The following is a 13,894-nucleotide window of genomic DNA, read 5'->3' on the forward strand; positions in this document are numbered from 1 at the left end:
CTCACCTCCTTTGGCGAAAAAGCCGTTTCCCAAATGTCTGAATATTTCTTCGACGTGGCGCCGCTCCCACTCTACCCTTGCTTATCCAGCAAGTGGCAAGCCACAAAATGGCCTCCACCCGCATCTTTAAAGGTGGGGCGCGCTTCTTTGCAGATCTCCATCACATGGGGACAGCGCGGATGAAACGCACATCCCCGTGGCGGATCGGCCGGACTGGGCACATCCCCCGTCAAGATGATGCGCTCTTTTTTGGCTTGGGGATCCGGCACCGGCACCGCGGACAGGAGCGCCTCCGTATAGGGATGGAGCGGCTTCTTGTACAGTTCGTCACGGGGGGCCAGTTCAACCAAGCGACCCAGGTACATCACGCCAACCCGGTCGCTGATATGCTTCACCACACTGAGATCATGCGCGATGAAAATATAAGTCAGTTCAAATTGTTCCTGCAAATCCATCATCAGGTTTAGCACCTGGGATTGGATGGAGACGTCGAGCGCCGACACCGGTTCATCCGCGATAATCAACTTGGGCCGGGTGGACAGCGCCCGGGCAATCCCAATCCGTTGCCGTTGGCCGCCGCTGAACTGGTGGGGATACCGTCCGCCGTGAATATGATTCAACCCCACCACGTGGAGCAGTTCCTGCACTTGCTCCTTCCGTTCTTTGGCGTTGCCCAACCCATGCACGATCAAAGGCTCTTCCAAGATGGTTGAAATTTTCTGACGCGGATTGAGCGAAGCGAAGGGGTCTTGAAACACCATCTGCAAATCCCGCCGCGCTTGCCGCATTTCCTCCGGCTTGAGCTGAAACAATTTCTTTCCGGCGAACTCCACTTCTCCCGCCGTCGGTTCGTACAAGCGCATAATGGTGCGACCCGTCGTCGATTTGCCGCAACCGCTTTCTCCGACCAACCCCAGGGTCTCCCCCGGCTCCACCGAGAAGCTCACATCATCAACGGCAACGACCTCCCCCACTTTGCCGCCCAGGACCCCGCCATGGATGGGAAAGGTTTTCTTCAGGTTGCGAACATCAAGTAGTGCCATGAATCGATTCCTCCTTCTGATGCAAGAAGCAACGGCTCACATGCCCCTCCGTAACGGAAATCAACACGGGGCCCGCCTCATTGCAAATGTCCATCACATGCTCGCATCGCGGAGCGAACCGGCACCCCTTCGGCATCTCGTACGGGTTGGGCACTTGTCCCGGAATGGCATACAACCGTTCCTTTTGCTCATCTAATTTGGGAATCGATTGCAACAACCCTTGGGTGTAAGGATGTTGGGGCTGGCTGAACAAGCGGTAGCGATCGGTTTCCTCCACCACTTGTCCGGCATACATCACCACAATCCGGTCGCACATCTCGGCCACAACGCCAAGATCATGCGTAATCAAGAGGATCGCCGTGCCAAACTCTTTGTTCAACAGCTTCATCAATTCCAAAATCTGCGCTTGGATGGTGACATCCAACGCCGTTGTGGGCTCATCGGCAATCAGCAGGCGCGGGTTCAATATCATGGCCATGGCAATCATGACCCGCTGCCTCATCCCGCCGGACAACTGATGCGGATACTCATCCAAAATCCCTTTGCGGGAAATCCCGACCTTGTGCAAAATCTCTTGCGCAAGCGCCCGGGCTTCCCCATTGCCGCTCTTCCGATGCGCGCGAATCGCTTCAATCAGTTGATTGCCTATCGTAAACAGCGGATTCAAAGAGGTCATCGGCTCTTGAAAGATCATCGCCATATCTTTCCCGCGGATTTGCCGCAACTCCCGTTGGCTTAACTTGGTCAGATCCGTGCCTTGAAACAGGATCGATCCGTCCACAATCTTGCCGGGCGGCTGGGGTACCAGGCCCATCACCGCCAGCGAGGTTACGCTTTTACCGCAGCCGGATTCGCCTACCAGGCCAACGATCTCCCCTTCACGTATGGTGAGATCCAGACCATCCACTGCCTTCACCACGCCTTTATCGGTAAAAAAATGCAACTTTAAGTGCTGAATCTCTAACACAGGTTGGGTCATTGGATCACCTCAGGGATAGCTCATAATAAATGAATTGGGAATGTACTGAATGATTGCCTGTTTTTTATAATGAATAAAATATTATTAACTCAATATATTCTACCAATTAATTTAATACTCCTTCAACAATTATTTTTATACATCTCATAAATTGGATTAGTATGACCTATTTAAAAATATTGCCAATTCATTATGGGATGAGTGGCGTCTCGAGGAGACGCCACTCATCCGTCATCAACGGCTTGCTCCATAGACGCGGTGCGCCGCATGGAGGGTAGGGCCGACATACTGGTTCAATGGGAACGAATGACGGATCGCTTCGGTAATAAAGTCTTTAGCGGTTTCAATCGCTTCGCGCACTGGCCGTCCCTTGGCCAATTCAGCCGTGATCGCCGCCGAATAAGTGCAACCAGCTCCATGGGTGTAAGTGGTTTCAATGCGGTCGCTTTCCAGCACGTCAAAGGCATGTCCATCATACAGGACATCGACCGCCGCTTGATGTTGCAGCTTGCCACCGCCTTTCACGACGACGATTTGTGCCCCCAACGCGTGGATGCGGGCTGCCGCCTCTTTCATCTGCTCTACCGTCGCAATCGGTCCAAGCTTGCTTAATTGCCCCGCTTCAAACAGGTTGGGTGTCACCACGGTCGCCTTCGGAACCAATACTTCACGCAACGCGTCCGCCAATTCCGGGTGCAGCACCTCATCCGTTCCCTTGCAAACCATCACGGGATCAATCACCGCGGGCACCCCTGTCTTGTCAATCGTTTCCGCCGCCAGTTCGATCAGTTCCACCGATCCCAGCATCCCCGTTTTCAAGGCATGAATGCCAATGCCGTCGACAATCGTTTTCAACTGTTCACGCACGACCTCAATGGAAATGGGAAAAACCAAATGATCCCAGTTGTTCTCCGGGTCCATCGCCACAATCGTGGTCAACGCGGTCATGCCGTAGACATTGCGCTCTTGAAATGTTTTTAAATCGGCTTGGATTCCCGCTCCGCCGCTGCTGTCCGATCCAGCAATTGTTAAAGCTTTATATACCGCCATAAAAATCCCCCCTGTATCCTAAAAACAAATCAATCTCTACGCTCCATCATACCTTATATTGCCAAGGCGAAAAAGATCCTCCAACACCGCAGGCGCTATATAAAGATCGGCTTTTAAAGAGTGCGCGCTTTTTTGTTATACATGAAGGATTACCGGATCGCTTTCACCCGAGTATCTCCAATAGCCCACAAACTCATTTCCATTGCCTGCACCCGAAATGTAAGGAGTTAGCCAGTCTAAGAAATCATCTACTTTCTGGTACCAGGAGGAAGGAAGATTGGTTCGGATGGAGACACGATACTCATCTCCTGGTCCATATTGGTACATACTCGAATCTGGGATGCTTGCGAACATTCCTTGATCCATAAAAGGAAAAAGAAGCCATTCTTGCTTATAAGGATCTTTTTGGAAAAAAGGATGGTCTGGTAGCTTAAAAGGGGGATTATACTCGTCTTCTGGATTTCGTTTTTCTTGATCAATCATGTATTCGAGAATGTCTATAATCTCAGAAGGTGTATCTTCTTTTAGATGAAAAGCTAATACGACTTCGATTGCCAATGTTCCCACCTCTGTTTTTTCTCTAATTCTAAAACATGCCGACCCCCATTTTAAGAGTTTATCTCGTATCCTGATGGAAATCATAGAGATGCGCTGCAATCCAAGTGAGGTATGGTTCAGGAAAAGCCGTGGCAAACCATCTCCCGACGGCTTTTGTTGCGTTCATTGCTTTCTCTCCATCTCTGCGATAGAATGGCCTGTCTGGAAGAGGATACTAAGCCGGGGTGATTTTTGTTAGAATGAAATGATGAATCAGGAGGGATGGAAAAGATGAACACGGAGCATAAAGTGGATTTGACCCGCTATGTATCCAATTTGGATCAAAATGTCTACACCATTTTCAACTTGCCGGAAGAAGTGATTGCCGTGATCTTCGCTTATGTGAGCCGCAGCCCGCTCAGCTTTCGCGACAATCTGGCCAAGTTGCTCGCTGACGATGAACTGGCGGTGAATGAGCAAAGCGGCGGACTCGCCACATCTTATTCTGAAAAAGCGGCGCGCTTCCATGAGAAATGGGTCGTCGGCTATGGGCATTCCAGTGTCGCGGAGCATGCGGTTGCCCATATCGGAATTGAAAAAATCAGCCGCCTCGCTTCCGCTGAGCTGGAACTGGCCAACTCCTTCAACAGCTTTACGGAATACAGCCAACGTTACCAGCGCCCGAAACGGGGAGAATTCTACATACCGGAAGAACTGGAGCAACATCCCGAGTTGAAAGCCAAATATCTCACGCTGAACGATCAGGCCTACGACACGTACGAAGCGTTGATGCAAGGGCTTATCCATTACCTGCGGCAGGCCGTACCGCGGGCGGATGGGGAATCGGACCGGGCCTATCAATCGCGCGTGGAAAAAATCGCGTTTGAAGACGCGCGCTATGTGCTCACCTTGGGCACCTTGACCAACTTGGGCATGACCGGGAACGGCCGCGCCCTTCGCGACACACTGGTGTCCCTCCTGTCCAGCGAACTTGCGGAATGCCATCAGCTGGCCCGCGATATGGAGAAAGAAATCAGCAAGGTGATCCCCACGCTACTCAAATATGTGCGGCCCAACGAGTATGTGCTGGGGGCGCGGCATAAGCTGAACGAACGGTTTGCCTCCCTGCAACCAAGCGGCCAAGCCATCGCGGGGCCGCGCGCCCGGTTCACCCAGATGCCCGAGTACCACGACGCCCTGACTGCGTTGGCCACCCATCTCCTCGTCAGCCATGCCGGCCTCACGTATGAAGCGGCCCAAGCCAAAGCGGAGGCCCAAACGCTGGCCGAACTGGAACAAGTGGCCCATGATGCCTTGGCGGACTTGCGATTCTTCGATAATCCGCTGCCCGAACTGCAACATCTTCATTACCACATGGAGTTGGTCATCTCGGAGGCCAACTGGCATCAACTGTTGCGCCATAATCGGCGCGCTCACTTCAGCTTTGGCAAACCCACGATTTCTCTGGGTTATACGGTTCCGCCCCATGTTGCCGCCGCCGGATTGACGGATCGTTATACCGCCTTGATCCAGGAGGCGGAAGCGCTTGTGCGCGAATTGTCCGATTGGAATCCGACCATCGCCGCATACGCGGTCACCAACGCCCATCACCGCCAAGTCACGTGCACGGCCAGCTTATGGGAACTCTACCATCTGATCAATTTGCGCACTTCCGCCGAAGCCCAGTGGGACATTCGCGATACCTTTGAGCAACTGCATGAACAACTGCAAGCCGCGCACCCGGTGTTGGCCCAATATGCGAAGCGCCGGATGGGCTGATTGTGAGCGGGACTCCTTTAGGCGAGAGGGAGTACTCAAGATAATGACCAACCTTAGAGGAAGAAGATTTTTGCCTGTACCCTGTGGGTGAAAGCGGAGTGACTGGGAGCTGTTAATCAAGCGGAGTGCCGAACGAAGGAAAAAAGCGGGCAACGGAGCGATAGCGACAACGAATGTGATTGTTGCCCGCGCCGGAGTTCGGTGACGGAGCACCTTCCCGACAAAGCGACCATGGAACGCAGACTCAAAAATCGACTCCGGGGTCACTTTGTCAGCAAGCTCGGGACTCCTTCATACGGGGGAGTCCTTTTTGCATGGAGAAATCATCGCGCTTTTATCCAGATCCGCGTCTCTTTTTCCCGCCTTTCGATGTATAATGAAACTAGGAGTTTTTTACACTAGGCATAGGTGATCACGATGATCAGACGAGAGGGGATTGTCCGCATGTCTAAAGCGTTTGCCCGTGAAGAGCTGATATCCGCCAGTGAATTGATGGAGATCGGCAAGGAACAATTGTTCGAAGAGAAGCTGCACGCTTTTCAAAAATTGGGATTGGTGCACAATAACGAGCTTCGTGCTGTCATTTTAGATATCAAAGCCTATGAGCAGCTGTTGGACCGCTTGGAAGAATTGGAAGAGATGCATGAAGATATGCGCCTTGCCGACGAATTGACGGAACGCTTGAACATCGCCAGTACCGATTGGATCGAAAAACCGCAAGCCCAAACCCGGCTCAACTTCTTATCACAACTGGTAGAAAACAAAGGAACCCCTTGATGATGAAAGAGGTTTATCATCCATCTTTTCGCGATGACCTCGCTTTTCTGTATACGGTACTGGGAAAAAAGCGATTCCAGGAATGTTTGATGCAGATCGATAAAGCCATTGAGCAAGTCTTGCGCAATCCTGCGAAAGCCGCGCCGCTCAGATACGCCCCCTTGACCGGTTTCCGCAAAAAAAAGTTTTTTTCCGTCGCCCGGCCACGCAAAAAGCAGCGCCCCAATATGCGCTTAATCTACCGTTATGCGCCGACGGAGCAAACGATCTACTTCTTGTCTGTCGGCTTGCGCATTGCGGGGCTCCCCAAAAATCCCGATGATGTTTATTCGCGCGCACGCGAACGCGATTTGTCCCACTGGGAATAAATGAAATATTGCCAATGATATGAATTCGATCCACACACTATCACATCAACACAAAAAAAGTTGCTGACCCCCGTTGAAAGCGGTCTTGTCAGCAACCTTTTTTATGTCTGATTCCCGTCTTTATTGCATCTCCTGATATGCCCGTTTCGCTTCAAAATAGAGAACCTGAACAAATTTTTTCACATTGACGCGGATAAGGGAGGTGGACCGCGTTGAGCCATTCTCCAATTCCGCCATCTTTTTCCGCACGCTTGCGAAATCAAAAAACGTTGAAGCGTAATTTTCAAACTTCCAATTTGAAAAATCGGCAAGGCCAAGGGACGCCAAATGATTCAACGATTGATAAATCGCTCGGCGGACCCGTTGTTCGGAAGCTTTGACTTCTTTTTTCAATTCCAGTTCCGTCGCTGATTTTCCAAGCCGTTTTCGGGCCAGATTCACAAAAATCTCTCTAAGGGAGGGAAACCCTTTTTTCAACGTTTGGCCTTGTTCGCATTGATATAAATAGTCCAGCATATCCAGCAAATCCTTACTGCCGTTTTCACCAGCTATCCCCAATTCGGATAAAAGAACATTGCCGAAGAATCTTATCTGGTTTTCGGTGGAAGCTTTGGGTTGCCGGCCCTGCGGGTTGTCCAATTCAAGAACGGCATGGAGTGATTTGTGAATGTCTTGTATCGACTTTTCCAATCGAATCCGTTCGATGACTTTCCGAATGACCGACACCACCTCGATTCGGTTGATCGGCTTTGTAATATAGTATTCACAACCGAGCGAATAGGCTGTGCCAATCAGTTCTTTCGATTCCACCTGGGAAATCATGATGATTTTCCCCTTGAATGTCGGTTTTATTTGGCGAATCGTTTCAATTCCGTCTTGAATCGGCATCAACAGATCGATCAATAAAATGTCTATGTTTTTCAAGGTCAGCATTTGCCCATCCAACAATGAGCCGTCCCCAGCTTCCCCCGCCACTTTGCCAAGATCCTCGTCTTCGATGATTTGGGCCAACATGGAGCGAACGGCTTCATCATCGTCTGTGATATAAAAAAGCATGCCATCACCCTTCTTCCGTTAAGCGGTCAACCCGCAATCGAATCGTGAACGTCGCCCCTTTTCCCCCCAACCCGCCCTGGAGTGCAATATCACCCCCGAGTTGTTCGACCATTTCTTTAACATAGGACAATCCGATGCCTGTGGATGAATTGCCAGAACCATCATATTTGGAAGTAAACCCCGGCTTGAAAATCAAATACTTATGCTTCGGCGGAACACCGGGGCCGTCGTCGCCCACCCGGAATGCAACCGAATCACGCTCCCTGTCAACGCCAATGGTGATCGTTCCCGCAGCATGGATCGCTTCCACCGCGTTGGCGACGACATTATTGATGATCGATAGAATGGTGAAAACATGGTAAGGCGGATGATTCCCTTCAACTGTTAAGACAAATCGAATGTCTTTTCCCAGCAAACGGGCATATTTCTCGTTTGTCCGCACGATGATCCCGACAAGTTCATGCACGTCCATATAATCCACGAACCTTTCATCAGAAATGAGCTTTGCAAGTCCGGCAAAAATGCGTTGGTTGTCTTTTTTGACCTCATGTATTTCTCCGGCGATTTTCAATGCCTGTCTGCGGAATTCCTCGATCGGAACGGCGACCCGTCCATTTTTCAAACCGTTTAAACGCTTGTACAGATCATACGATTTCTTCGTGGTGTTCTCAATATTTATCAATGTTTTTTTTAAATGAATGGATTCCTCATATAAATTGGAGATGAGCATCAGCATGTGTTCGTTCTGTTTTCTTATTTGCCTTTCCTTTGACTGCGCTTCATATAATTTCAGCACATTAAAAAAGCTGAGCACAATAAAACTGTGGGAAATCGCAATAATGGTCATATCGTTCAACGCCGCCAACGTCATCGTTGTTCCCAACACGAAATATTGCATCATCAACTCCACCAAGTCGGACAATAGTTCGATCGTGATGCCAATGCCTCCGATGATGAAAGGTCGGTTGGGAAATCGGTTGACTTTTGCCAAATGAAATAGAAAAGAATAAGTGAAATAATAGAAAAAACTGGAGAAGTGAGCTTGAAAAGAAGAGGTCCAATCAATATTCTCCCCCATGAGCTGATCCAAGAGAACACGAAATCCCACAATCACCATTCCTGTCAAAAAACCCGGCAAAACCACTGGCATTTTCCGGAACAACAACAAAAAGAAAAAAAATGTCGGCGCCCCAAAACTGACACGGAACGTTTCATTAACGGGATAAAAATTCAATTCGCCTGCCAATGGCACGGTAAACATCATGAGAACAAGTATGAAGATGTCTTTTTTCAACAAATGACTGATGTTCACGAAAGTCACTTCCCCATTTTGTTTGAAAAAAGGTTAACTTACACGGATCAACAGAAGCATTCATTACAACTCCTTCTCATTACCCATTCCCAAAATAATGTGTGTGTGTTTTTGTAGATTTTTGTTTGATTTTGTAGGTCGAATGATAGGATCAATTATATCCTTATGAATGAAATGGTTGAAAGCCTTTTCATTCCATTCTTTTTTGGAATCGCGCCTGATAAACAAACGTTTGAAAGAGGGTGAACAAACACCGAACGCAATTTTTGGAAAAGTCTGCATTCATACGGTGCGGTTTAAAGAGAAGCAAATCTGCCCAGCGGGAGAACCATTTGGGAATTCAATCCAATGACTTAAGTAAAACATTTGTGATATAAAAGTTTTTGGTGATTATGTGTCATTTTTTTGAAAAGGGGTGGTTTGACCATGGAAGCATTGGGTCATTTGATCACAGAAATCAATGATATTCTCTGGTCCTATATCTTAATCATCATGTTATTGGCACTTGGTATTTATTTTACTATCCGGTCTAATTTTATGCAATTTCGTTATATTGGTGAAATGATCCGCCTGCTGGGGGAAGATATCGGTAGCAAAAAACAGGGAGTCTCTTCTTTCCAAGCCTTTTGCATCAGTACGGCATCCCGGGTTGGCGTGGGGAATATCGCGGGTGTGGCGATGGCGGTCGCCCTCGGGGGACCGGGAGCCGTGTTCTGGATGTGGGTCATCGCCCTCATCGGGGGCGCTTCCGCCTTTGTGGAAGCCACATTGGCGCAGATCTATAAAATCAAAAACGGGGAAACCTTCCGCGGCGGACCTGCTTACTATATGGAAAGAGGGCTCGGCAAGCGGTGGATGGGCATTTTGTTCGCCGTTCTCATCACGCTCTGCTTCGGGCTGGTTTTCAATGCGGTTCAAGCCAATACCATTACGGTTGCGTTTAAAGCGGCCTACGGTGTGGACCGCATGACTTTGGGTCTCATCGTGGCGGTGTTGTTCTCCATCATCATCTTCGGTGGGGTCAAACGGGTGGCTCGCGCCGCTGAACTGATCGTTCCCTTTATGGCCATTGGTTACATCTTGCTTGCCCTGTACATCATGGCCATCAATTACGATATGATTCCGACCATCTTTAAAGATATTTTTGCAAGTGCTTTGGGATTGAAGCAAATCGTGGGCGGCGGGGTGGGCGCCGCCATGTTGCAAGGCATCAAGCGCGGTCTCTTCACCAACGAAGCGGGTATGGGAAGTGCGCCAAACGCGGCCGCCACAGCTGATGTGTCCCATCCAGCCAAACAAGGGTTTATCCAAGCGTTGGGGGTTTTTGTGGACACGTTGCTGATCTGCAGCTCTTCCGCCATGATTGTCTTATTTTCCGGAGCCTATACCCATTCCAATTTGTCCGGCATTGAAATCGCACAAAAAGCGCTCAGCATGGAAGTGGGCCCTTGGGCCGAACACTTCTTATCCATAGCGATCCTGCTATTCGCCTTCACGACCTTGATTGGGAACTACTACTATGGTGAAACCAATATTGAATTCATTCGCAACAGCAAAACTTGGGTCACCGTGTATCGCTTGGCCGTTGTGGGCATGGTGATCTGGGGTTCCCTGTCCCAGGTGCAAATCGTCTGGGATTTGGCCGATGTGTTCATGGGTCTCATGGCGATAACCAATTTGATCGCCATTGCCCTCTTGGGTAAAATCGCTTTTGCGGCATTGAAAGACTACAACAAGCAAAAGCAAGAAGGCAAAGATCCCGTCTTCTTCGCGGATAGCCTCCCCGGTTTGAAAGGGATTGAAGCTTGGAAGAAGAAAGAGAAAAAAGCCAAAGCCAGCTAAGCATGAAAAAGCCCGTCGCGCCTGACGGGCTTTTGTCGTTCATCGCTTACTTCAACGAATCCAGCGTGCCGCGGACCGGATTGGAAAACGCATGGCCGGAAGCGGCGTCCCAGTTGATCGACCAGGTCATCACGCCGCGGAAACCGGGGTAGCCACCCGATTTGACCAGTTTGTACGATCCACCGAAAGATTGGCCTTTCACCAGGTATTTCAATGCTTTATCTATATTGTCCGGGGTGGTGTAGCCGCCTGAAGCCGCCGATGTGCTCGCCGGCAAGCCGATCGCCACTTGGTCCTCCCTCAATGCCGGGAACTTATTGTTCGGATTGTTGCCCACCGGAAACCCTTGCAACAGCATTTCTGCCATGGCCACATGGAAATCGGGTGTTCCTTGCGCATAGCTTTTGCCGTCCAGACCGACCATCGAACCCGAATTATAATGCTGCACATGTATAAAGGTCAATTGATCCCTCAGGGCGTGAATCACCGGCAGATAAGCGCCCCATGGACCCCCGTAAGACAAGTATCCGCCTTGCACGTAAGCCGTTTCCGGCGCCATCGTCAACATGAAGTCGCTGCCGAAAGAGCCGCAAATCGCCCTGATCGCATCGATCATATTCACAATGGCGGGGGTGGTTGGATTCTTAAAGTCCGTATCCCCGGCCCCAAGCGTCAATGAACTGCCTTCCAAGTCAATATCCATTCCGTTAAAGCCATAGGTTTGGATGATGCTCTTCATCGAGTTGATGAAGTTTTGTTTTGCGGCCGCATCGTTCAATTGGATATGGCCATTGGCTCCCCCAATCGAGATCAGCACTTTTTTACCCAAACTGTTGAGGTACTGGATATCCGCCTTAAATTGTTCCGTTGTCGCGTTATAGGGGGTAAATTGCATATGACCCGGAGCTTGTCCGCTCGGTTCGGCGAACGCCACTTGAATCACATCATATTTCGTTGACACATCGCGCAGTCTGATGTTTGTGGAACCGTTGTCAAAATTATGCCAATAGCCGATTAACAATTTGCCGCCCGCTGGTGTTCCGCCTCCGCCATCCCCGGCGGGATCGGTGGTCACCGTTACGCTGTTGCTCGCACCGGACCGGTTGCCAGCCGCATCCTTCGCTTTAACCGTAAAGGTATAGGACGTGTTGGCGCTTAGACCCGTCACCGTATAACTCGCTTGGCTGCTTGTCCCGGCCAGGCTGGCGCCGTTATACACTTCATAAGCGGCAACCCCGACATTATCGGTCGAAGCCGTCCATGACAGGCTCACGCTGCTCGCGGTTTTGCCGGTCACTTTGAGCCCTGACGGAGCGGTGGGCGCCGTGGTATCGTCACCGCCGCCTCCCCCGGAAGAGACGAACTTCCACAACGCCGGCACGTTGGGCGGTTCCCAACCAACCAAAGAAGTATGGGCTTGTAAACAGGAGTAGGTGCTGCCTTGGTACGTCACCTGATCCCCCACTTTGTAATTGACATTGGGCGCCCACTCACTTGCCGCAAAAACGCTTACGGGCAGGAGCGAAACCAAAAGCAGGGTCACAACCAACAAAGCTCTGCAACGGCGTTTGTCCATCAGAATACCCCTTTCCATTGACAATATAAGTAAATGTTCTCAATATTTCAATAAGTCTCTATGTCTATATTTAATCATATCTCTATTCTGAAAACAAGGATTTCACCTATCATCTAGTTGTCATGACAACTATTCTTTTTAATAAAAAAGCTACTCTTATTAAAGAGTAGCGAGAATGTTGACAAAGTGGCCCCGGAGTCGATTTTTGAGTCTGCATTCCTTGGTCGCTCTATCAGGAAGTAGCTCCCGTCGCCGAACTCCGGCGCGGGCAAAGTCACTGTCGTTCTTAGTGTTGCCCGCTTTCCTCCTCCGTTCGGCACTCCGCTTGATTAACAGCTCCCAGTCACTCCGCTTTCACCCACAGGGTACAGGCAAAAATCTTCCTCCTCTAGGCTTTGTCATTACCCTGGCTACTCTCATTAAAGAGTAGCCAACTTGTGCAAAACACCTATTATTGCAGATTCAACAATTGCATCGCATCGCGAACCGGCTTGTAGAAAGCGCGGTCGGTGCGCTCATATTTGGCGATCCCCAGTTCTTCCAACACTTCTGGGTCTTTTTCGTCGGCCAAGGTTAACGCATCCGCCAATTTTTCTTTCAACTCCTTGTCCAGTTGCGGATGGACGGCGATCGGCGCACCCGGAATCAGGCTGGAAGTCCAGATAATCTGGAGCTGATCCGGATTAAGCTTGCCTTCATTGACCAGTTTTCTGTAGGTGACGTCATTCATCGCCCCGGCATCCACTTGCTTGTTGTACACCATTTGCCCGACCGCATCATGGCCGCCCGCATACGTGACTTTGCCGAAAAAACGGGATGGATCAATGTGATAGCGTTGCATGTAAGCGGTTGGCATCAAATAACCCGAGGTGGAACCCCGATCCACAAAAGCGAACGATTTGCCTTTTAACGCTTGCAGAGAAGTCAGTCCGCTATCCTTGCGCGTGACAATGATGCTATGGTAGCCGCCCCCTGAATCCGCCTGGTTCTCCACCACGATCGGAACCGCGCCCACTTCTTTTTCGGCCTGCACATAGCTAAGTGGGCCAAACAGGGCAAAATCGATTTTACGCTCACGCATCGCTTCGATGACTCCGTCATAATCAGGCGCAACATAGATTTTCACTTGCACATTCAGTTCCGTCTCAAGATATTTGACAAGTTCCTCATACTTATCTTCCAGTTCTTTGGGGTCCTCGTGCGGGATGATGCCCATCCGCAATACTTTGTTGCTCTCAGCGACTCCCATTAACGATTGGCAGCCGACAAGGGCCATTACGACGATGAAGCAAGATAAAAAAATGATTCCCAAACGTTTCATGCCAAAGCCTCCAACAAACATAGTCCTTTTGCGCCATCTCTCGACGGCACTTAGATCCATAATACCAATGATAAGTAAACCATTCTGATATTCAATGATAAGACTATAAAAATAGATTAGGAAGAGGTTAAAAACAACTAATTTACGACATTTATTACATAAAAATCGCGCGCAAGACTGATGTCTCCACGCGCGATGCCGCTTGTATATTCTTGCGAGCGAGAAAACCCCCTAGCTTCAGCTATGGGGATGAT

Annotated in this window: 12 protein-coding genes; 4 read left to right on the plus strand and 8 right to left on the minus strand. The window is 49.8% G+C overall.

Going from position 1 to position 13,894, the window contains the following annotated elements; all coding sequences use genetic code 11:
- Positions 1-71: 71 nt before the first annotated feature.
- The 4 genes from ACFQNG_RS19095 to ACFQNG_RS19110 all read right to left on the minus strand — a co-directional run bounded on the left by ACFQNG_RS19095 (position 72) and on the right by ACFQNG_RS19110 (position 3,630).
- Positions 72-1,043 (minus strand): ABC transporter ATP-binding protein, encoded by a 972-nt coding sequence (locus ACFQNG_RS19095; protein ID WP_379867505.1) that lies wholly within the window; start codon positions 1,041-1,043, stop codon positions 72-74.
- The gene (locus ACFQNG_RS19100) at positions 1,030-2,022 is read right to left on the minus strand and encodes an ABC transporter ATP-binding protein (RefSeq protein ID WP_379867506.1); all 993 of its coding nucleotides are present in this window, start codon (positions 2,020-2,022) and stop codon (positions 1,030-1,032) included. The genes ACFQNG_RS19095 and ACFQNG_RS19100 overlap by 14 nt, the downstream gene beginning before the upstream one ends.
- 234 nt (positions 2,023-2,256) lie before the next feature.
- The gene (pdxK, locus tag ACFQNG_RS19105; RefSeq protein ID WP_379867507.1) at positions 2,257-3,072 is read right to left on the minus strand and encodes a pyridoxine/pyridoxal/pyridoxamine kinase; all 816 of its coding nucleotides are present in this window, start codon (positions 3,070-3,072) and stop codon (positions 2,257-2,259) included.
- A 135-nt stretch (positions 3,073-3,207) separates the two neighbouring features.
- Positions 3,208-3,630, minus strand: a complete 423-nt coding sequence (locus tag ACFQNG_RS19110; RefSeq protein ID WP_379867508.1) for a hypothetical protein — start codon at positions 3,628-3,630, stop codon at positions 3,208-3,210.
- A 270-nt stretch (positions 3,631-3,900) separates the two neighbouring features.
- On the opposite strand from ACFQNG_RS19110, the gene ACFQNG_RS19115 reads away from it, so the two are divergent.
- The 3 genes from ACFQNG_RS19115 (at position 3,901) to ACFQNG_RS19125 (ending at position 6,533) form a co-directional block, all read left to right on the plus strand.
- A complete protein-coding gene (locus tag ACFQNG_RS19115) occupies positions 3,901-5,388 on the plus strand; it encodes an FAD-dependent thymidylate synthase (RefSeq protein ID WP_379867509.1) in 1,488 nt (495 codons plus the stop codon).
- 417 nt (positions 5,389-5,805) lie between these two features.
- Positions 5,806-6,165 (plus strand): hypothetical protein, encoded by a 360-nt coding sequence (locus ACFQNG_RS19120; RefSeq protein WP_379867510.1) that lies wholly within the window; start codon positions 5,806-5,808, stop codon positions 6,163-6,165.
- A 2-nt stretch (positions 6,166-6,167) separates the two neighbouring features.
- The gene (locus tag ACFQNG_RS19125) at positions 6,168-6,533 is read left to right on the plus strand and encodes a hypothetical protein (RefSeq protein WP_379867511.1); all 366 of its coding nucleotides are present in this window, start codon (positions 6,168-6,170) and stop codon (positions 6,531-6,533) included.
- Positions 6,534-6,653: 120 nt separating this feature from the next.
- Here ACFQNG_RS19125 and ACFQNG_RS19130 read toward each other — a convergent pair whose 3' ends face one another.
- Positions 6,654-7,589 (minus strand): response regulator, encoded by a 936-nt coding sequence (locus ACFQNG_RS19130; RefSeq protein ID WP_379867512.1) that lies wholly within the window; start codon positions 7,587-7,589, stop codon positions 6,654-6,656.
- Between the two features lie 4 nt (positions 7,590-7,593).
- A complete protein-coding gene (locus ACFQNG_RS19135) occupies positions 7,594-8,910 on the minus strand; it encodes a sensor histidine kinase (RefSeq protein ID WP_379867513.1) in 1,317 nt (438 codons plus the stop codon).
- Positions 8,911-9,327: 417 nt separating this feature from the next.
- Here ACFQNG_RS19135 and ACFQNG_RS19140 point away from each other — a divergent pair, with 417 nt between their 5' ends.
- Positions 9,328-10,743 carry an alanine/glycine:cation symporter family protein gene (locus ACFQNG_RS19140; protein ID WP_379867514.1) on the plus strand — a complete coding sequence of 472 codons (1,416 nt, stop codon included), beginning with the start codon at positions 9,328-9,330 and terminating at the stop codon, positions 10,741-10,743.
- A gap of 46 nt (positions 10,744-10,789) precedes the next feature.
- Here the strand turns inward: ACFQNG_RS19140 and ACFQNG_RS19145 are convergent, their stop codons facing one another.
- Together ACFQNG_RS19145 and phnD are read right to left on the minus strand one after the other, a co-directional pair.
- Positions 10,790-12,319 carry a chitinase gene (locus tag ACFQNG_RS19145; protein WP_379867515.1) on the minus strand — a complete coding sequence of 510 codons (1,530 nt, stop codon included), beginning with the start codon at positions 12,317-12,319 and terminating at the stop codon, positions 10,790-10,792.
- Positions 12,320-12,770: 451 nt separating this feature from the next.
- A complete protein-coding gene (gene phnD / locus ACFQNG_RS19150; protein WP_379867516.1) occupies positions 12,771-13,640 on the minus strand; it encodes a phosphonate ABC transporter substrate-binding protein in 870 nt (289 codons plus the stop codon).
- Positions 13,641-13,894 lie beyond the last annotated feature (254 nt).

It is taken from the genome of Laceyella putida (assembly GCF_042665195.1).
Taxonomy (GTDB): domain Bacteria; phylum Bacillota; class Bacilli; order Thermoactinomycetales; family Thermoactinomycetaceae; genus Laceyella; species Laceyella putida.